Here is a 21,651-nt window from a genome sequence, read left to right on the forward strand (position 1 = left end):
TTTCACTAGCATCCGAAAGTTTTTATTTTCTTTTCTCTTATACCAGTTATACTTTGTAGAAATAATGATTATGTACTTACTAACCTGAGTTCGACGTAAGAAAATCACGTCAATTCGATTCGACTTTAGGAGAAGTGTATCGAGAATAGGATTTTAGCTTAAAAAAGCTATTCTCGATACAGTTTTTCTCCATTTTATTCTGAAAAACCACTCGAATTGACGCTTTTTTATAACGTTTTAGCTTAGACCGAATCAGGTTACTAAATTGATTAAGAATTAGGGATTTGTATTTCGGCTTTAAAACCTTTGCCTTTTTCTGAGTCAAAGATAAGTGTTCCTCGTATAGCTCGAATACGGTTTTCTGTATTTCGAAGTCCATTTTTGGATTTTACATCTTCCTCTGTCATCCCTACACCGTTATCAGAATAGTTAATCGTAAGTGTGTCATTGGTATTAGAAAATTTCAATTTAACCAGACTGGCTTGACTATGTTTCTGCATATTGGTCATCAATTCCTGTAGCACCCTGTACACCGTTATTTTTATGGTTTTATCCACCTCATCCCAATCGATCCTATCAAATCCTATAACGATTAACTGAATCCCTTTTTGGGTATAGTTTTGTAGCATAGTATTCAATTCTTCTGGGTAGGTCTCCCCAGTCTCGAACTCATTGTTTTCACGAGAGATATCACGTGCTTTGAGGTAGGTAATGTTGAGTTTATCTTTTATTTGGGAATCATGAGGATCGTTTTGATATTGCATCATCAACTGGAAAATATCATTCCCTAGCTCATCATGTAATTGTTTAGAAATACGAGTTTCGGTTTCGTAACTGGCTTCAAACTGTATTATTTTATTTTGTTGATTAAGGTAATGCATTTGTTGTCTAAAAAAATAGACTATAAATCCAATACCTGTGAGTAATAACAAAATCCCCAGAAGATAGATTGTATTTTCGTTACGAACCTCTGATATTTTTCTGTTTTTTTCTGCGTTCTCCTTTAGTAAGTTTTCATTCTCAAATCGCGTAGGTGCATAGATTTCTCGTGTCTTTTTTCGAAGTTCCATAAGTTGAAGACTAGCCTCTTTAAAGCGTTGATGGTCCTCTAGAGACTCTGGATCTAATTTGGTAATCAAGGTTAACACTTCTAATAATGCCTCATAATCTCCAAAATCTTTTATACTATGATAGGCTTCATGAGCATGGTATTTTGCTTTTCCTAAGTCTTTATTTGTATAATATTTAGTGAGATGTATGTTGCTTGCAAATAAACCGAATACGTTTTTTTCTTGTTGCCTGATACTGAGTGCTTCCAACAACATAGTTTCACTTTCAGAGTTATTAGGGTCTTGAAGAAATTTAATATGTCCCAGGTTGCTTAGGATTTGAGCATATCGTGTTCGCTTTTTTATTACGCTCTCATCTTTTAGTAAGGATTGTAAAATAGCAATACTTTCTTCATATTTTTTTTGCTCTGCTAAAATATTTGCACGAGTGTTTTTAAAAACTGGTAAGAGGTGAATCCCTACTTTCTTTTTTGCAATTGAATCGTTAAGTAAACCTAGAACTTTAGAGTTCCAAAGGAAGGCTTTTTGAGGGTTTTTTAATTGATTAAAAGATATGGCTATACCATGATACAGTCCAGATATTATTTTGTATTCAGAAGAATTCTCTACATATTTTAAACCATCTGTAGCTGTTGTTTTACTGGCATTATGATCCCCCAAAGCAATCTGAATATTAGACATAGCCATCAAACACCTCCCTGCATTAATACTATCCTTAAGATTTCTATAAATCTTAAAAGATTGATTATAATATCCAAAAGCTTCCAGGTAATTATCAAGCTTTTTATTATAAAGCCCTAATTTATACAATGCTGTTCCTATATAAACACTATCTTGATTTTGTTGAGCAAGCTGTAATAACACATAAGATTGCTCCATTGCTTTTTCAGGGCTTTTATATTTATTCAGCAATTTGGCGTATAATGAGAGCCCTTTAAGCCGTAAAGAATCAATTTCCAGCTTCCTAGTTCCTTGTAGAAAGCTATTTATGGTTTCTAATCTTTTTTCTTTGGCATTGGAATTATCTGAAGCAATGTCATAATAGGTATGTAAAGAATCGATCTTTTTGCTTACCTGAGTAGCAATCGGATCATTGGTAACATTATGATTACAAGAATTGAAAAAAACGCTTATTACTATACCTAAAAAAAGGAGGGATGTAAACGTATATCGTTTCATCCCTCAAAAGTACTAAATTATAATGATTAAGATTAAATATCACCTTCTTCGATTACTTCATCTTCTCCTTTAGTGCATAATACCTCAGTTTGTAAGGTTTCGTTTTCTTTAACGCTATCATCTGGCGTACAAGAAGCAAGGTTAACTCCCAGGAGTACGGCTATTAGTATGTATTTTAAAGTTTTCATGATGTTAAGTTTTTTTGTGTTCCAAAGTGTAGGGTACGCCCATAGGTATTAACCCCAGATCGGTATGCTACTGCACACCCATTACCTATGGGAATTATCGATTGGTTTTGGGAAAGTAAAATCCTAATACAGTCGCGATACCCTACTTTCCCTTTTGGGCAGCAGCGAACTGTAGTTTGGATTTTTTGATGGGTCAGTTGTGGTATTCTCTATGTAATCCAGTTGTATTCCTAACAATTTGTTAAGCATACTTATACTGTGATGTTGATTTTTAGATATATACTTTGCTTCTAGGCTTTTGTCCTAGAAACTACATACAACACTAAAAAAACTATATTACTATAGAAAATACTGGTTGGTGATGTTAATAACAGTTAAAGTATGTAATTAGCTCATAAGAGATGTTACATCGTTAGATACTTGATTGATTCCTGCTTGGTTCTTCAAATTAGCACTTGCTAATATGATTATTTATTACTTGAAAGGAAATCGATGTTTTTCTAACTATTGCTCAGTTTGCCTCGGGAGGCGAACTCAATCACTTATACAAATTATCATTACTCTTATAAAGCTTATGAAACAAATACTTTACAAGAAGCAAAACTGTCATTAACTACTACTTCACGGAAATTTTTACTTATAAATTGAAGTGTTTCTTCCAGTCTTTCGCCACCATTTGATTCGGTAATCACTTTTGGAAGAGGGGTAACAACCGAAGTATATAAACCCATTCCAAGGACACTTCCGAATGCATCGGTTAACAGATGTTTTCTGTCCTCCTGTCCTTTTTTAGAATATTGATTATACTTCATTGTTTTATTTTTTGGTTATTAATTAGTATACAAATGTCCAGTACGACTACGCAATCTTTTTACGTAGTCAATTATTATTATTTTTCTAAAAACTGAACAAATAATGTATTGCTTGTATTGAGATACAAAGATACGGATTTTTTTAGGATCCTACAACTATTTTAGAACAATAATTCATTGATTATCAATTACTTAAATTTAAAATTAAGCAAAGAAATCCCTGTCCGTTTTATAACAGATTTTGGATATTTTGGCAATCTTCTAACTACCTGATACTTGCTTTCCAATCACTTACTCTTTATGTGCTAATTAGCTTTTCTGCATTCGTTTAAAATTTTACTTATTTTTTTTAGATTGTTTTATAACATATTATTATTTGAGTGTGTTTTTTATACTATTACTCTTTATTGATTTTATTATTTCGAACGGATTGTATGCTTTTGATGTCGTTTACATCAAAAAAAACCAATAAAAAAAGCGTCCAATTTCTTGGACGCTTGCTATTTTATATTCGTTTTTTAAGTTATATCACTTCAAAAAATGATTAAAATAGTTACATAGCGTCCTCTTCTGCAGAGATACTTCATTAATCCATCGATAATCACACAGATTAAACCGCAATTTTAATGCCATATGTATACTATTCTGTTTCATTTTGTTATACAAAAAATAATGAATTCTGGCTTATTTTCCAAATTAGTGCGCAAATATATGTATTTGCACTTGAATTCAATCCAGATATTGATTAAAAATAAAAAAATAATCTTATGAAAATCAATAAGTTACTCATAAGACTATTGCAGAATCATATTTAAGTTCTAATAAATATGAAAAATAAGGATTTTGAATGGTGTCATAATAAAGCAGGTATCCCCATCTGTAATTTTCCTAACAGGTATTCTATCTTATTGTCAACCGTTTTTAACGCTCCATCGATTATCGAGGCATGGTATTCCAGTTCTCTTCCTTTAAATTTCAAAATTGTTACAGGAAAACCTCTTACATTTTTAACATGTTCAGAGCTATCTAAATCTTTTTTCAATAATATTGTCAAATCATAGATTTCTTCTCGAGATAGTACCCCCATGATTTCTTTACCGTGTTCACTCTCATATACTTCTTCGTATAAAACTTTTCCATCTGTAAAAATCCATAGATCATATTCTGGGCCTATACCCCTACAAGATCTTTTAGAATAATGAAGAAGAACTTTGTTTTGGTTTATTTGATTCGTAATACGTCTGCTCCCATCACTTGAGAATAAGTTGAAATTAAATGTCATCATTACTTTTTACTATTATATTCCAAAAAACACAAATCAAAATAGCATAAGACTACTTTGTAATAGTTGACTAGCTACTTATTTGACTCGCTATTATAGTGTTCAATCTGCCAACTATATTTTTTTGATAAAACAAATGATCAACCAGTTCAACTTTCTTATATATGGAAAAGAAAATTATCCATTTATTATATTTTATAGACTTCCTATAAATGAAAACCCTTTTTAATAAGGGTGGTCATCTAAACGATGTAAATCCACTTAGCTAAAAATCATGAAAACTGATTTAATCCGGAATTCATTATTACATCATTTTCTGTGCCAAATTCTATTGGAGTTTTATTGGTATAATTCTTAAATGCTTTATTAAATGTTTCTTCATTATTAAAACCTACATCAAACAGTATATCGTAAAAATTCGAACAAGTACCACATCTAAAAATTCTAATCGCTTCGGTTATTCGGTACATATTTATGAAAGTATTGAAACTCTGTCCAAATTTTTGGTTGATAATCTGAGAAGTCTGATGGGTCGAAATGCCTAGTTTGGATGCTAAATCCGCCAATTTCAAATCTGCATTCCTAAAAGGTTTTTCCTCTTCCATTAGGCGTATCAATCTTTTCTTAAATTCGTTCACTAAACCATATGAAAGATCCAAATTTCGACGTTTTTCTCTTAGTTCGCACCTGATTTCTTTGAACTCCTTTTCCATTTTTTTAAGTGTAACATCTGAAGCTTTTTTCTTCTTTTTTTGAACATTGCGAAAATCTACAAAAATCAGGACTAAAGCCATATCTGTAACTAGTAATTGGATAATTAAGATAGAGATTAAGAAGTTATCATCTAACCAACTCATTTTATGAAATTTAATTTACAATCTATTCGTTTTATCTCACAACAGTTAACTTTGACTCTACCCTACTTCTTTTTTATTTTTATTCATACATTTGCCTCTAAGAAAATAAGTCGGCAAACATTTTTTTTCTTTTAAAAATATAGGGAGAAGGGAAAAATATGTAGGAAAAACATATTATTACAGCAATAAATATGAAAAAAATCAGTTTTTGGCATAACAATTGCGCACCTAGATCTTTAGCTAAAAAAATGAAATTTTGAATGATGGATGTCAAAAAAAAATCCGTTTGTGAGGAAAAAACTTTTAAGATGATTTTTGATAATCATTCTGAGGTTATCCGAAACTTTATTTACTACAAATGTGGTGATATGCAACAAGCGGAAGATATAACCCAAGATGCATTCGTCAAATTATGGAAGAACTGTAGTAAAGTTATTTTTGAAAAAGCAAAATCATTTGTAATGAAAGTAGCACAAAATGCATTTTATAATGAGGTCAACCATAAAAAGGTTATTTTAAAATATAACCAACAAGCAGCTCCTATTCTTATCGATGGTCAAAGCCCAGAATTCTTGATTGAAGAAAAAGAATTTATGTTGAAATTACAGCAAAGCATTTCAGAATTACCCGTGAAGCAAAGAGAAGTATTTTTGTTAAGTAGAAAAGACAAAAAGACGTATAAGGAAATTGCCGAAATAATAGGTCTTACCCAAAAGGCGGTAGAACGGAGAATGCATTTAGCACTTAAAGAGCTACATGAAAAATTAGGTGACTATTTAAAAAAGTGAGTTATGGCAAATTTTAATGATGCTGATAATTTTTTAGCAAAATGGGCAAATGGAGACTTATCTGAAGATGAGAAGGAAGACTTCAAAAAAACAAAGGAATATAAGCTGTATGCAACCATTTTAGAAGGTACCGAAAGCTTAGATGTTCCTGTTTATGACAATGGAACTGTTTTTGAAGGAGTCCAGGAAAAAATCAATAAAAAGGGTAAGGTTATACAACTTGTTCCTAAATGGGTATATACCGTAGCAGCAGCTTCTGTAGCTTTGCTTATTGGCTCTTTTCTTTTCTTTTCTCAGACCGTGAATTACAAAACTACATATGGTGAAAAGTTGGCCATAACACTCCCTGATAATTCGGAAGTAATTCTTAATTCCAAATCAAAACTCGAGCACAAAAAGAAAAACTGGGAAGCAGAAAGAAAACTGATCTTAGAAGGGGAAGCCTACTTTAAGGTAACCAAAGGATCTACGTTCACCGTTGATTCTGATAATGGAAAAGTTACAGTTATAGGAACCCAATTTACTATAAACTCACAAAAAGACATCTTTGAAGTTGTTTGCTATGAAGGAAAAGTAAAGGTGGAAGAAAATGACCTACAAAAAATCATAACCAAAGGACAAGGCATTCGGATCGTTGACGGTTTGCTTGAAGATTGGAATTTTGAAATCCAAGAACCTTCCTGGGTACAAGATGAAACGACATTTAATAACGCTCCAATACAACAGGTCGTAATTGCACTAGAAAAACACTATGGCATTACTATACATCTTAATGATGTGAATACAGACCGAAGATATACTGGAGGTTTTACACAAAGCGATTTAGAAACGGCCTTGCGTACAGTTTTTGAATCATTAGAAATTAAGTATCAATTTAAGAACAAGAGCACCATTGATCTTGTTCAAGACTAAATGAAAACACTTTTTGTTTTATTTTTTGGCATGTTTTCTATACTCATAACTGCACAAGATATTCAATCTTTCAATTATGACAATAAGCCGGTACATGATATTTTAATGGATTTGGAAAAAGTTTATGAAGTTAAATTCGGTTATGAATCTACTTCCTTTGGCGATAAATTAATTACGTTTCATATCAATGCATCAAACTTAGGGCAAATATTATCTAAACTTGAGAGTCAACTCAATGTTATCGTAGATAAAATTAACGAACGGTGGTATGTGATTAAACTGAATCATACCTTAACTATCTGTGGACACATAAAAGACGGTGTTAATAACACCTCTCTACAAGGTACAAGTGTCATCACCAAATTAAAAAATAAAGGAACAATTTCTAATGCAGAAGGGTTTTTTGAACTAAATAAAATCAATGAATCAGATACCCTTCAAATTTCTTTCCTTGGTTTTAGAACTATCGAATTGCCTGTCAAACAACTCAATCACAACCAGTGCGAAACGTATAAATTAGTTCCAGAAAGTTATCAATTAACTGAAGTTGTAATAAATGAGTACCTTACTTCAGGAATTGAAAAGACACTCGATGGAGCAATAAAAATCAATCCTAATGACTTAGATATTTTATCAGGTCTCTCTGAACCAGATATCTTACAAAGCACACAATTACTCCCAGGAATAGAAAGCTCCTCCGAAACAGCTTCAGAGCTATATATAAGGGGTAGTTCTCCGGATCAAAATCTAATTCTTTGGGATGGTATAAAAATGTATAACTCTAACCATTTTTTTGGGACGATATCTGCTTTTAATCCCTATATCACAAAAGATGCCAAAATCTATAAAAGCGGTACTAAAGCTCAATATGGAGATAGAGTTTCTGGAGTTTTAGATATTAGTACAGATGATGAGGTGCCTACCAAAACCGAAGGTGGTTTTGGGCTGAATATGACTCATGGTGACTTGTATCTAAAAATTCCTTTTTCCAAGAAATTTGGGATACTCTTATCTGGTCGAAGATCTATTAATGACTTCGTTACTACTCCAACTTTTAATAATTTTTCTAAAAAGGTGTACCAGAATACGAGTATAACTAAGAATCAAACATATTTCGAACCAGGTTCTACTCAAAACGAAGAAGATTTTTATTTTACAGATGTTACATTAAAAATGATTGCTCAATTATCTCAAAAAGATCATATCTCTATTTCTAATATCCTAACTAAAAACAAGCTGGATTATAGATTTAAAGTCATCGACCGTGAGATTAATTCTAATGATCAGTTGAGTATTCAAAACTTGGGTACCAACACTACTTGGGAGCGACACTGGAATGACAATTTTTTATCAAAAACACAACTATACTATTCCAAATATGATTTATCATACAATGGAAAAATTCAAGTTCTTGAAGAAAATTATTCATCATCTAAAGAAAATAACATCAAGGAGTTTGGCACTATTTTCCATACTGATTGGAATTTAAATAACAAACTCACTTTCTCAAATGGATACCAATATTTTGTTAGTCAAGTTTCATACGATTTCGCACAAGGTGGTTTTTTTAATTTGACCAACAACGTAAAAAGCCCTACCCATGCATTATATAGTCAACTGAACTATTCTAAACCAGATAAATGGTATTTTGATATAGGACTTCGAGCTAATCATTATACCTATTCAAAATTAACAAAATTACAGCCCAGACTTTATATAGAACGATTTATAGGCAAGAATTTTAAAATAAAAGCATCTGCAGAAGTTAAAAGTCAAGCCGTAAATCAAATCCTTGAATTGGAGACCAGAAATTTTGGTTTGGAAAGTCAAGTCTGGGTATTAACCGAAGAATATAGCTCTCCAATATTAACAAGTGATCAGTATTCCTTAGGTTTTTTGTTTACAAAAAATGGATGGCTTTTAGATATTGATGCATATCATAGACAAGTTGATGGGTTAACCTCCATTGCGAGAGGATTTGAGTCTGTGGATGCGGAAAATCTGAATTTTATACCCAGAGGAGAAAGCACTACAAAAGGTATTGATGTATTATTGAAAAAGAAGATAAACAAGTATTCGACTTGGTTGAGCTATACGCATTCAACTACCGATTTTTTATTTCCTAAACTCAACCAAGGAATTGCTTTCAAAGGTAATAATGACATTACTCACTCATTAAATTGGGCACACTCCTACAAATGGAACAATTTTCAATTTTCTCTAGGCTGGAAATACCGAACGGGTATTCCATATTCAAAACCAACTGGAATTGAAACACTTAACGAAATCACTCTTATTAAGTACACTACTCATAATGATTACCGATTGCCGGATTACCATCGATTGGATTTTTCTGCACTCTATGAGTTCAAACTGTCTAAAAAAAATGATTCCCCAAGATGGAAGCTGGGACTGTCTATACTTAACCTTTATGGTCGGAAAAATATATTGAGAAAAACCTACTCATCGGTTAATACCACTAATTCTAATGGTGAGCAGATCTCGACAATAAATGAAATAAATAATGTTTCTTTAAAAACCACGCCCAACTTTATGTTACGATTTTCATTTTAACCCTTGTACATCTTTTCTATAAACTTTTATTATGGTATTTTGCCACAATCTTGGATTACTTTGTAACTTTCACTTTATCTCTATTCTCCTATTAAATTAAATGCCCCTTTGGCTAAGAATTGTGTATTCGGTTTAAAACCCTCTAAACTTTTAATACTACTATAGCCTTCATATCTTGTTTCTATATCAATTTCCTGTTGCTTAAAATAAAAAATGTCTTTTTGTTTTTCATCTAAAACAAGAACATATGATACAGCATCTACAGTTACAATAGCTTCATCAGGTAACGCTTTCGCGAAAGCAGCATCTGTAACAATGCTAGCTTCTACAAACATTCCTGTCAAAAAATTATGATCTGACTCATCTTCCAAATGTCCGTGTACTTTAATCGTTCTATTCGACTCAATAGAAGTACCTACAAGATGTACCTTTGCTTTGTATACACTTGTAGATGCTTCAGGGATTTTAAAATTGATTTCTTGCCCTTTCTTAACCTTCATAATATCTTTTTCAAAAACAGAAAGTTCTACATGAATATGGTCATTGTCGATAATCTCTAGAATTAAAGTTGCTGGTGAAACATACGCGCCCTTGGTTACATTAACCTTTGTTATACTACCAGAAATGGGCGCATAGATACTTACAACAGAACTAAGTAATCCTTCTCGAACTTTGGCCGGGGAGATATTAAGCATTCTTAGCTGCTTATCTAAGCCTTTGTGTCTCGCAACTGCTGTTCGGTATTCACTTTCTGCCTTCAGGTAATTTTTATGAGATGTTATATTTTCTGCCTTCATAGTTACTTGTCTGTCATATTCTGCTTTTAAATAGGTAAGTTGCTCATTGACCTCCATATACTGTTGTTGTATGGTCAAAAATTGTGGATTTTCGATTGTTACCAGTACTTGACCTTTGCGTACCTCATCTCCAATAAGTAATGGTGTAGTTTTAATATAACCGCCCATGGTAGCATTTACAACAGCTCTATTTTCTGGCGGCACATCTATCATCCCATTAACATTAACAACAGTAGGAAATTCCTTTTCTTCAAGGCTTCCCAATGCCATTTTACTTTGTTCAAACTGTGCTTGAGTTATTTGGATGCGATCATCCATCATCGTTCTATTTTCAATTTCTATTTGTTGTTTGTTTTTTTCACTACAACTGCATAGGATAAAGACAAAAATTAATATTACTATTTTATATATGTTACGTTTCATTACGTTGTATTTATAGAGTTAGGTAATTAATAGCGATAATGGTCTGATTGTATTCGTTAAGTTTATCCAGGTAGCTCAACTTTATTCCATAAGCACTTTCCAGACTTTGGATATATTGATAGAAATCAATCTCTCCATTCTTAAAACTACCATTCGCTGTTTTTAAAATTTCTTCTGAAAGCATTTTACCTTCATTCTCATAGTAATTTAATGCTTTTTGAAGCTGGGCTAGCTCTACTTGTAATGCATTAAATTTTGCGTTTAGCTGAATTTCATATTCATTAGATTCTGTTACCGCTATATCTTCTGCAATTCTAGAAGCTCTAACTCGAGAGGATTGTCCACCAAAAAGTATTGGTATTTTCAGGCCTAATTGATATCCATAAAGATTTCCGTTTAATTCTGAATTTGTTCCTTGAAAATAGTTTAAGTTTATATCAGGCAGTAGTTTTTGCTTTTCAAAATGACGCTCTGCCCTAAATAATGAGATTCTATTTTGATAGTACCCCATTTCTGCACTTCCATTAATATCTAAAACATTCATCGTTACTTTAAGAGAAGCTTCGTTAGAAACAGTAATAGTATCTATTTGAATTATCTTTAATAACCTTCCATACGCTAGTGTAACATCTTTTTGTGCTTGTGCATATTTAAGATTGATTTGTTTTTGCTTAGATGCTGCCGTGATTTTCTCCAGATAATTGGTTTCGCCAAGCTCAAAACGTCTCGTGGCTACTTTAGAGAAGTTTGTATAGAAACTATCTAATCTTTTATAAACTTCTTCTTTTTCTTTAGTGATTTGATATTGGTAATAAGTAGCTGTTAGTTTACGTTCTATGCCCTTTTTCTTAATTTCATAAGAACTTGAAGCAACTCCGTAACGTGCTTTATTAACTCTCTTTTCAGAAAAATAAACCGTTGGAAATCTAAAGTTTTGCTGAATACCAAACACTTGTAAAGGTTCATTGTTTACTGCCAAATTATTTTCATCAAACTCATAATAAATCTGTGTTTTATCAAAACTAAATGCACTATTTATTAAGGCATCAGATTGTTTTACCTGTAATTCACTAGCTTTCAATTCTGTATTATTTTCTACAGCCAGAGGAATTAATTCTTGCAGCGTCATAGGTTTTTGCTGTGCTTTTGCATTCATAGACAACAATACTGCAACAATACTCAAACCTACCATTGTAATTTTATTAGAACTTTTTTTCTTTTTACGAGATGTTTTTAGATATGCGTAGAGTACTGGCAACACTATTAAAGTTAGAAGTGTAGCTGTAATTAAGCCTCCTATAACCACTGTCGCTAATGGTCGTTGTACTTCGGCCCCTGCATTGGTTGAAATTGCCATTGGCAAGAATCCCAATGCTGCTGCCGATGCAGTTAACAATACTGCGCGTAGTCTATCTTTTGTTCCTTGTATTATTAAGGTTTCTATACTTTCAAAACCTTCCTTTTGTAATTCTTTGAAGTGCTCAATAAGTACAATCCCGTTAAGCACGGCAATACCAAACAGTGCAATAAAACCAACTCCTGCCGATATACTAAATGGCAAATCACGAAGCCACAATAATAAAACACCTCCTACTGCCGCGAGCGGAATTGCAGAGTAAATCATTAAAGCTTCCTTAACCGATTTGAATGCAAAGTATAAAAGCACAAATATTAAGATCAATGCGATAGGTACTGCAACCATCAATCTTGATTTTGCGCTCTGCAAATTTTCAAACTGTCCCCCATATGTAATAGAATACCCGACTGGTAATTTCACATTTTGGTTTATTAATTCTTGCACATCATCTACCACCGATTGAAGGTCACGGTTACGAACATTAATACCTACTACTATTCTGCGTCTGGTATCATCACGAGATATTTTTGCAGCTCCTTTTTCATAGCTAATATCTGCCAATTCACTCAACGGAATTTTCCCGTTAGAAGGTAGATCTACATATAGGTTTTTGAGATTATCGATATCTTGACGTTTTTGTTTATCCAATCTCACGACTAGGTCAAAACGCTTTTCACCTTCAAAAACACTACCTACAGATTTTCCTGCAAACCCCATCGAGACCATATCATTCAACTCTTGAATATTAAGTCCATATCTGGCAATTTTAGCCCGGTTGTATCGCACGTTCATCTCTGGCAATCCTGCAATTTTTTCTACAGAAATATCTGCTGCTCCAGGTACGTTTTCAATTAAAGTACCAATCTCGCTTCCTTTTTTGGCCAGCACTTCTAAATCATCTCCAAAAATCTTAATTGCGATATCTGCACGTACTCCTGTAATCAATTCATTAAATCGCATTTCGATAGGTTGCGTAAATTCAACTTCCATTCCAGGAATAACCGCTAGTGCCTCTTTAAATTTATCTGCCAGTTCATCTTTAGATGAAGCAGACGTCCATTCTTTTTTAGGTTTTAGTACGATAATCACATCACTTTCTTCCATAGACATTGGGTCTGTAGGTACTTCGGCAGCACCAATACGCGTGACCACCTGTTTTACTTCTGGAAACTCTTTTAGAAGTATCTTCTCAATTTCTGTAGTGATTTCTACCGTATTACTTAATGATGTTCCTGTTTTTAAAACGGGCTGAATTACAAAGTCACCTTCATCCAAAGTGGGCACAAATTCGCTACCCATAGCGGTATACAAATAGAATGAAATAACCAAAAGTGCAACGGCGATTCCTAAGACTAACTTTTTACTTTGTAACGCCCAATGAATAATTGGCTCATACATTTTATTAATCCATTTCATTAATCGTACTGAGATATTTTTATCAGTAGCTTTTGATGGTTTCAAGAATATAGATGCCACTACTGGAACATATGTAAAACATAAAATCATGGCTCCGATAAGTGCAAAACTAAATGTTAGTGCCATAGGCTTGAACATCTTGCCTTCGACACCGCTTAATGAAAGAATTGGGATAAAAACTATCAAAATAATGAGCTGTCCAAAAATGGCTGAATTCATCATTTTTGAAGCTCCAGAAGATGTAATTTCATCTTTTAGGTGTTGTTGTTCAACTTTCGAACAAGCGTTAATTTCATCTTTCTTTTGTGTAATTCGAAAGGCAATAAACTCTACTATAATGACGGCACCGTCTATTATGATTCCAAAATCTATAGCTCCTAGACTCATCAAATTGGCATCCACCCCAAAGATGTACATTAAAGATAATGCAAAAAGCAAACACAATGGAATAACCGATGCTACTACTAGTCCAGAGCGAAAATTCCCTAATAGTAAGACAACTACAAAAATTACAATCAAACATCCAAGAATTAAGTTCTCAGAAACGGTAAAAGTTGTTTTAGCGATCAGTTCACTTCGATCAAGAAAGGCATTGATATAAACTCCTTCTGGTAATGATTTAGAGATTTCTGCAACCCGCTTTTTTACAGCTTCAATTACTTTTTTGGAATTTGCATCTTTAAGCATCATAACTTGTCCCAAGACTTTTTCCCCTTCACCATTACCCGTTATTGCTCCAAAGCGAGTAGCGCTTCCGAAACCTACTTTTGCAACATCTTTAATATAGACTGGTAAACCATCTTCATTTTTGACAACGATATTATTGATGTCGCTCAAAGAGGAAACAAGACCTTCTCCACGAATAAAAAATGCTTGATTAACTTTCTCGATATAACCACCACCTGAAACACTATTATTCATTTCTAATGCCTTAAAAATATCATGCACTGTGATATTCATTGCATTAAGTTTTTCGGTATTAATAGCAACTTCATATTGTTTTAAGAAACCACCCCAGGTATTAACTTCAACGACACCGGGAATACCAGAGAGTTGCCGTTTTACTATCCAATCTTGTATTGTTCTTAACTCTTCTGCATTGTACTTATCCTTGAACTCTGGTCGTACATCAAGAATGTATTGAAAGATTTCTCCTAATCCTGTGGTAATAGGTCCCATCTCTGGTGTCCCAAAGTTTTCAGGAATTTTTTCTGATGCAGATTTTATTTTTTCGGCGATAAGTTGTCTTGGCAAAAAGGTTCCCATATCATCTTCAAAAACAATGGTCACTACCGATAATCCAAATTTTGAAACAGAACGAATCTCTACAACACCAGGTAAATTTGCCATTTCTAATTCTACAGGATAGGTAATAAATTGCTCCATGTCTTGTGTAGAAAGATTACGTGATGTTGTAATCACTTGTACCTGATTATTCGTGACATCAGGGACAGCACCAATAGGAATTTGAGATAAGGAGTACAATCCAAATCCTATAATAAATGTTGTAAATAAAAGAACAATAAATTTATTCCTAATACTAAAATTGATAATATATGATAACATAACTCATAATAATATAAATAAGATTACATCAGCGTATATGCACTGATGTCTAAATAGATAAAACTTATAAAATGAATTATGCTTGCCGTGGTGGCTGAAAGATTCCTGACAGATGACAATTATAGTCAGGGGATTGGTAGAAAAAAGTAGTAGAAGAGTTCTTCTGCTCTTCTATTTTATTCTGATCATTCTTATTGTCATTGATGATTAAGGCCAAAAAAGAATTTGTTGATCCTTGATGTTGAAATGGAAGTTGCTCATGCTCTTCTTTCTCTTCTTGATGCTCCTTATGATGTACTTGTTTTAGCTCTCCATAATGCTTAGAAATGAACACAACAAAATTATCACCATACTCATCTGCATGAAATTTGGCATGCTCCATTAACTCATCTAATTGTACAATATCATTTACACCGACATTGAAACTTTGAGTTAATACTAAACCCGAGATTACTATAGATATTAACTTTGCGATCATCTTGTATATGATAAAGATAACTCATTTTAAGGAAAGTTAATTGATTTGTAGTTAATTCGAAACTGATCTAAATTAAGAAAGAAAAAATCTCCTCTTTTAGATGAACCAGGATATTTGTATAAATGCAATAATTGAGATTGATCTCCATTTTTTTAGAAAAAAAAGCCTCACATTTATATGAATTTTTTCTTTGTGGCGAGAACAGAACTCGAATACTGAATCAACTCTAGCATAGGCTCTGTGGCCTTCGGGTTATGAGAATGATTCACAGATCACTCAACCAACTACTTATAAGTGTTATACAAATTTTAAAGTCAACAAAACACCACAAATAACAATATTTCACTATACCTTTATTATCACATCATCATCCACAGTTTCATTAACTCTTTTATCTTTTTTGAAATAATTTAAAAGATTAAAATTTGCATTTTTATTAACAAGTACCTCTTTTAGTGATTGCTCTTTTTCTTTTTTGATCAAATAAAAATCGTCCTGATGAAACTTATAAATATACTCTTTAGCAACATATTTATATGAATTCCATTCTTTTTTTATTTTACAGTTATGATTACTCATCGACCACTTTTGAAAATTTGTGCTTTTGAAAAAATGAAATACTGTTGATTCTAAATCATAATGATGACGATTAATTCCATGAGTTAATCTCATAGAAACAGTTTGCCATTTCAAAGAAAAATTCAACCACCATAAATAATCAAATAGTGTTATTATTTCAATTGGAGATTTCTTGAGTTGAGGTTCTATAAAGTCAATAATTTTACTTGTATATTTATAAGTCCCCAGTTTTCTGGTGATAACAAAATCTAAAATTTCAGGATATGGACTAAAAGCATCTCCGGTAATAATTGAGTATTTAAGTTTATCGCTTCCAAAAAGTTGATCGCCGTGCTCCCCAGATATAATAATTTCGTCTTGTGCAATATGATCTATAATAGTGGTCTGAATGATTTCATAATTCAGTTTATCTTGGCTAAGTTCTAAAAAGCATATTATTTACTACTATGTTTTTAAATTCCATCCAGGCAGTATTGGAAGCAAAGGCTATAGCTGCTACGGTTGCCATTTTACTGGTTGAATTTTTTATTTTTTCTAAGACTAAAAACCAATTCAGATAATTCTGAAGGTATTTTGTTGCCACTCCATTGAAGGGCTCCATAAATTTCCTTAGACGCATATCCATATTATTCACATTTTGTACGTGATATATTTTGTCAACAGCTCTTTGACCCTTCGAAGCATTAAATTTTTTGTGTGCTACCTTCTTGTCTTTTGCAAATGCAGTATAGCTTCTGTGACTGTCGCTACAAAGGGTTTCTACTTTAGCCAACTTCCCTTGTAATATAGTCTCCAAGTCACTTTTACTAATGCGACCTCTGGTAGCTACTTTGAAATCTTTGTTCCCTGATCGGTCACAACTGGCTATCACAGCTACTTTTTCATTACTGAGACCAGCTTTACTTGCCTTTGCGCCACGTTTTCTAGCAGGACGATCCAAATTTCGATTCCCTTTTTCAGAGTAAGCAAAGAAAAGATCATCACTCTCTAGGATTCCTTGGAATTCATCCACACTTACGCTCCCAAAGGAGACAAGTAATTTGTGCCTCCAATCAAAAGAAGTCTGAATAGAAATCCCTGTTTCTTTGGCACTCTTGCGAATACTATATCCAGAGAGTAAACAGAATAAATAACGATTAACTTTGTCTTTCTTCTTGAGGTTGTACCAGAACTTACCGGTAGTTTCACTAAAGTTTTTATGACAAGTATTACAAACATAGCGCTGTACTCCTTTGAGCTTACCATTAGCCTTAATTTTATTGCACTTACAATGAGGACAGCTTATGGCTTTACTCTGATTGCTATCAATCAGGGCTGAACCCTCAGTAGAGATCTCCAATAATGTGGAAACAATTTCTGATTGAACCAAAGCCGATGAACTAATGAAAAAATCTCTAAAATCTTCTGGTATCATTTCTCCGTTTTTATAAAGTAAAGATAAAACATATTCTAATTAGAACTTAGCCTTTATCTTTTATGATATCATTAAAAAATTTGGGGTATTCAATAATAGATTCTTTAGACAATACTATTTGTAGCCTATCGATATCATCTGTATCCGTTAATTCTAGGATTAATGAAATTAAAGCAACAGTAGAATCTATTCCACCTGACCACAATACTTTTAATTTGCCTTTTGTAGAACTAGTAATCTTAGTTGCTCTGATTCTACATACCTCATCAAAAGTTAAATCGGTATTAGACTCATCCGGTATTTTATCTATAATTCTAAAATCAATTCCCGAATCAATAGTTTCTGTACGATCTATTAATATTGTTCCAAAAAATTCACAGCTTTTTAAATATACAGGGTTTACTTTTTTTTTCCATAAACGATTGCGAAACAATTGTTTTTTGGACAAATAATACACCTGACTATCAAGATTTGGCAAAGACATCTTCAGGTTGTTTTTTACAAATTTCTAAATATTCTTTTAATTGACTTTCAATAAGTGTTATATCAAAATCTAAAAATGAAGATGTAAACACCCCTGTAAAACGAATCTTATCATTGATACGATTAATTCTTAATAAAGGAAATCTTTTTTTAAAAATCCAAAAAACAGTACTAACTCCTTCTATAAGCCACTCATTCTTTTTTCTTCTTATTTGGTGAGTAATGTTATATCTTTTAACTGAAGAACTATGCTCATAGGTAACAATTCTTTCTCGTATTAAAAAATCTTTTCTGGTAGTCGTACACATGTGATTGAATTCTTCTAAGAAATCAATAATGATTTTATCTATTTTTTCATTTTCCATTTGTTATATCATTACAGTACCGTTAAACATTGGGTGATTTTTTTCTAACGCACCTACTGAGGAATAAATATGCAAGGGTATTGCTATTAATGGTTTTTCAGTATCCGTTTCAAAATGATGTGGGCACATTGGTTCTAATATACATACCGAACCCGGTTCTAAATCTGTTACTATATTTCTGTTTTCTATTCCCACAATACTTTTTCCTACCCCTTCTACGATTAGAACAACCCGAAAGGTTGAATGAATATGATGCTCTTGTTCTTTGCTAAAAGGAGGCATCTTAAGGTATTGTAATGTAGGGTCTCCTAACCTTATAGGAGGAAACAATTGTTTCGTAGAACATCCATTAACATAAGGTAGCGTAGTAACTCCTTCTAAAGAAAAACTAGCATTAGGGTGCATATACCCTCTGATTACAGTTGCTAAATATTTTGAATTTATTGTACAAGGTCCTTTCTGTACTTTTACCTCTTTTAACTCACTATCAAAATAATAAACACAATCTCCCTTTTCTACTTTTATTTTTTGCAACCCTATATAGGAAGTAAAAAAATAAAGCTGATTTAGATCACTCTCAAATATTTCTTGATTTTTTACATGAAAATAATGTGCTCCAAATATTTCGTTCGTCATAGTTTTAAATAAACATAATGTTATTAGGATTAATTCTTTGAGTTTTGATTCGAAACTAAAAAAGTAAGTTTGAATTAAAATACTTCTCGCTGACCTAACCGATTCCTAGATAATTAATCTATGGGAATTATATATAAGATATAAGTTCAAAACTAAACATTTAATTAAATTACTACTATATTATATGCTAAATTTTGTATTCTTTATACTTTAGATAAGTTAATCATAGTAGTCTACTTTCTTTCATTTTTTTCTATGTAATTTTGAAACGACTATAAGAGCACGATTGTAAATCCTAATAATACATAAATTGTCACAAAAAAAGTCTAGAATCCTTAAACTAGCACTATTTGCTACAGGACTGTCTGGGATTGTTGCAGAATATATCCTATCAACCTTAGCTACTTATTTCCTTGGAGATTCTGTGTTTCAATGGACGATGATACTTTCGATCATGTTATTTTCTATGGGAGTAGGAAGTAGATTGAGTACATTTTTTACCACTAAAATTTTAGAAAAATTCCTAATTGCAGAACTTTTATTATCATTACTCACTTCTACAGCTGCTCTCACTACTTATTTCTTAATGGGAATGACAGAAAACATAGGAGTGGTTATATATAGTTTTAGTATTGCTATTGGATTATTAATTGGTGTGGAGATTCCATTAGTAACTCGTATCAATGAAGAAAATGAAGAATTAAGAACCAATATTGCCGGTGTAATGGAGAATGATTACTATGGTAGCCTTATTGGTGGGTTATTTTTTGTCTTTGTAGGACTCCCTTTTTTGGGTTAACTCATACTCCTTTTATCCTTGGAGGAATTAATTTCCTAGTAGCGATTGCTCTTTTTGTAAGACTCAACAAATATGTGGATACCTCTTACAAATTATCCTTTAACATTGCAATTCCTGTTATATTATGTACCATTTTGTTTTTAAGTTATAACGCAGATGAAATCGTATTGTACGGTGAACAAGAAAGATATAACGACAAGGTAGTATTCTCTAAACAAACACGTTATCAAAAAATAACAATTACGCAATGGAAAGAACATTATTGGTTATATTTAAACTCAAGCAAACAACTTTGTACTTTTGATGAATTTTTATATCATGAACCTTTAGTACATCCGGTAATGAAACTTACTAAAGACCCTCGTAACGTGTTAATTCTTGGAGCTGGAGATGGTTGTGCTATCAGAGAAGTCTTAAAATATAAAAACGTACAACAAATCACACTAGTCGATATTGATCCTGAAATGACAAAAATTGGAAAATCCAATGAGATTTTCACAACGATGAATGATAGTGCATATTATGATCCCAAAGTAAAGGTAATTAATCAAGATGCATTTCAGTTTTTAGAAAATACTTCTGCATTCTACGATGTCATGATTCTGGATTTCCCAGACCCTAAAAGCATTGATCTAAACAGGGTATACACCAAGGAATTTTATCGGCTTTGCCATCGTAGATTAAGACCTTTTGGGCATATTATTACACAAGCTGTTAGTCCTTATTATACTACTAAGGCATTTCGATCTATCGAAAAAACAATAGGTGATTCAGGTTTTAATGCACTTCCAATTCGTAATCATGTGTATTCATTTGGAGAATGGGGCTGGGTAATTGGATCTAAACACGAAAGTAAAAGCAAACTCAAAGAACGGCTTTTGGATATGACCTTTGATGATATAGAGGTAGAATGGATCACCAATGAATCCATGAACTTGATGACCTCTTTTGGCAAAGATTTAATCAAAATAGATAGCGTAGAGGTAAATACGGTTCGCAATCCTGTACTCTATAAATATTATTTAGATGGCACATGGGCTAAATTTTTATAGGAGACATTCATGGATAGACGTCAATTTTTATATCTTAGTGGAGGACTGATCACTATCGCATCTTGCAAAAAATCAGATAGAGAGGTCAAATCCAGACCTAATTTCCCTATCCATATTGATTCAAACAGTGCTACAGGGCATCTCGTTAAATCTGCAGTTCAGTTACCAGTTACTACAACATTAACCACAGAAACACTAGTTGTAGGAGGAGGAATATCAGGAATGGCTGCGGCCTGTTCTTTATCATCAAATGATTTTATAGTTTGTGAATTAAACTCAAGCTTAGGAGGCACATCTAGTGCTTTATCTATTAATAATGTATTTTATTCTCAAGGAGCGCATTACGAACATACCTATTTACATAATTATGGATATGAAGGTTTAGAATTATTAAAAAAATTAGATGTTATAAAATTCAATTCATATACTAATTTATGGAATTTTGTAGACCAACAGCATCTTGTTCCTTCTCATCAGGAAGAAGCTTGTTATGTTCACGGAGAAATGAAATCTTCAGTTTTATTAAATTCTGAACTTCGCAAAAACTTTTTTGACTTGATACGAAGTTTTAGAGGCAAACTTCCATTACCAAGTACCCTAATATCTTCAGAACTCCATTATCTT

The 21,651-nt window shown here is 32.5% G+C and carries 19 protein-coding genes; 6 read left to right on the forward strand and 13 right to left on the reverse strand.

Going from position 1 to position 21,651, the window contains the following annotated elements; translation table 11 throughout:
- Positions 1-269 precede the first annotated feature (269 nt).
- The 5 genes from ATE84_RS25730 to ATE84_RS25745 form a co-directional block, all read right to left on the reverse strand.
- Entirely contained in the window at positions 270-2,249 is a 1,980-nt protein-coding gene (locus ATE84_RS25730) for an ATP-binding protein (protein ID WP_101450732.1), read from the reverse strand.
- A 32-nt stretch (positions 2,250-2,281) separates the two neighbouring features.
- Positions 2,282-2,437, reverse strand: coding sequence for a hypothetical protein (locus tag ATE84_RS26425; RefSeq protein ID WP_158237340.1), 156 nt, complete (start codon positions 2,435-2,437; stop codon positions 2,282-2,284).
- 572 nt (positions 2,438-3,009) lie between these two features.
- On the reverse strand, positions 3,010-3,249 hold the full coding sequence (locus tag ATE84_RS25735) for a hypothetical protein (RefSeq protein WP_101450734.1): 240 nt from the start codon (positions 3,247-3,249) through the stop codon (positions 3,010-3,012).
- An 853-nt stretch (positions 3,250-4,102) separates the two neighbouring features.
- A complete protein-coding gene (locus ATE84_RS25740) occupies positions 4,103-4,534 on the reverse strand; it encodes a hypothetical protein (RefSeq protein ID WP_143273714.1) in 432 nt (143 codons plus the stop codon).
- A 269-nt stretch (positions 4,535-4,803) separates the two neighbouring features.
- A complete protein-coding gene (locus tag ATE84_RS25745) occupies positions 4,804-5,388 on the reverse strand; it encodes an AraC family transcriptional regulator (RefSeq protein ID WP_101450738.1) in 585 nt (194 codons plus the stop codon).
- A 260-nt stretch (positions 5,389-5,648) separates the two neighbouring features.
- Here ATE84_RS25745 and ATE84_RS25750 point away from each other — a divergent pair, with 260 nt between their 5' ends.
- From ATE84_RS25750 to ATE84_RS25760, 3 genes are read left to right on the forward strand one after another with little or no spacing between them, the layout of a single operon-like run.
- Complete coding sequence (locus ATE84_RS25750; RefSeq protein ID WP_233195896.1) at positions 5,649-6,176, forward strand: RNA polymerase sigma factor; 528 nt, start codon at positions 5,649-5,651, stop codon at positions 6,174-6,176.
- A gap of 3 nt (positions 6,177-6,179) precedes the next feature.
- On the forward strand, positions 6,180-7,088 hold the full coding sequence (locus tag ATE84_RS25755) for a FecR family protein (RefSeq protein WP_101450740.1): 909 nt from the start codon (positions 6,180-6,182) through the stop codon (positions 7,086-7,088).
- Complete coding sequence (locus tag ATE84_RS25760) at positions 7,089-9,662, forward strand: TonB-dependent receptor domain-containing protein (RefSeq protein WP_101450742.1); 2,574 nt, start codon at positions 7,089-7,091, stop codon at positions 9,660-9,662.
- A gap of 80 nt (positions 9,663-9,742) precedes the next feature.
- On the opposite strand, the gene ATE84_RS25765 is transcribed toward ATE84_RS25760, so the two are convergent.
- The 8 genes from ATE84_RS25765 to ATE84_RS25800 form a co-directional block, all read right to left on the reverse strand.
- Complete coding sequence (locus tag ATE84_RS25765; RefSeq protein ID WP_101450744.1) at positions 9,743-10,882, reverse strand: efflux RND transporter periplasmic adaptor subunit; 1,140 nt, start codon at positions 10,880-10,882, stop codon at positions 9,743-9,745.
- A 10-nt stretch (positions 10,883-10,892) separates the two neighbouring features.
- Positions 10,893-15,221, reverse strand: a complete 4,329-nt coding sequence (locus ATE84_RS25770) for a CusA/CzcA family heavy metal efflux RND transporter (RefSeq protein WP_101450746.1) — start codon at positions 15,219-15,221, stop codon at positions 10,893-10,895.
- A 76-nt stretch (positions 15,222-15,297) separates the two neighbouring features.
- Positions 15,298-15,699: a hypothetical protein gene (locus ATE84_RS25775; RefSeq protein ID WP_233195720.1), complete on the reverse strand. Its 402-nt coding sequence runs from the start codon at positions 15,697-15,699 to the stop codon at positions 15,298-15,300.
- A 345-nt stretch (positions 15,700-16,044) separates the two neighbouring features.
- A complete protein-coding gene (locus ATE84_RS25780) occupies positions 16,045-16,371 on the reverse strand; it encodes a hypothetical protein (protein WP_101450748.1) in 327 nt (108 codons plus the stop codon).
- A gap of 322 nt (positions 16,372-16,693) precedes the next feature.
- Entirely contained in the window at positions 16,694-17,692 is a 999-nt protein-coding gene (locus tag ATE84_RS25785) for an IS1595 family transposase (RefSeq protein ID WP_101444842.1), read from the reverse strand.
- A 46-nt stretch (positions 17,693-17,738) separates the two neighbouring features.
- Positions 17,739-18,176: a hypothetical protein gene (locus ATE84_RS25790; protein ID WP_101444775.1), complete on the reverse strand. Its 438-nt coding sequence runs from the start codon at positions 18,174-18,176 to the stop codon at positions 17,739-17,741.
- Positions 18,157-18,540: a hypothetical protein gene (locus ATE84_RS25795; RefSeq protein WP_101444776.1), complete on the reverse strand. Its 384-nt coding sequence runs from the start codon at positions 18,538-18,540 to the stop codon at positions 18,157-18,159. The genes ATE84_RS25790 and ATE84_RS25795 overlap by 20 nt, the downstream gene beginning before the upstream one ends.
- 3 nt (positions 18,541-18,543) lie before the next feature.
- Entirely contained in the window at positions 18,544-19,176 is a 633-nt protein-coding gene (locus tag ATE84_RS25800; protein WP_101444778.1) for an AraC family ligand binding domain-containing protein, read from the reverse strand.
- A 310-nt stretch (positions 19,177-19,486) separates the two neighbouring features.
- Here ATE84_RS25800 and ATE84_RS26690 point away from each other — a divergent pair, with 310 nt between their 5' ends.
- From ATE84_RS26690 to ATE84_RS25810, 3 genes are all read left to right on the forward strand, one after another.
- Positions 19,487-19,975 carry a hypothetical protein gene (locus ATE84_RS26690; protein WP_233195897.1) on the forward strand — a complete coding sequence of 163 codons (489 nt, stop codon included), beginning with the start codon at positions 19,487-19,489 and terminating at the stop codon, positions 19,973-19,975.
- A gap of 74 nt (positions 19,976-20,049) precedes the next feature.
- Positions 20,050-21,027, forward strand: a complete 978-nt coding sequence (locus ATE84_RS26695; protein ID WP_233195898.1) for a hypothetical protein — start codon at positions 20,050-20,052, stop codon at positions 21,025-21,027.
- Between the two features lie 9 nt (positions 21,028-21,036).
- Positions 21,037-21,651, forward strand: a 615-nt coding sequence (locus tag ATE84_RS25810) for an FAD/NAD(P)-binding protein (protein ID WP_143273715.1), incomplete at its 3' end; no start/stop codon positions are given.

This window comes from Aquimarina sp. MAR_2010_214 (assembly GCF_002846555.1).
Lineage (GTDB): Bacteria > Bacteroidota > Bacteroidia > Flavobacteriales > Flavobacteriaceae > Aquimarina.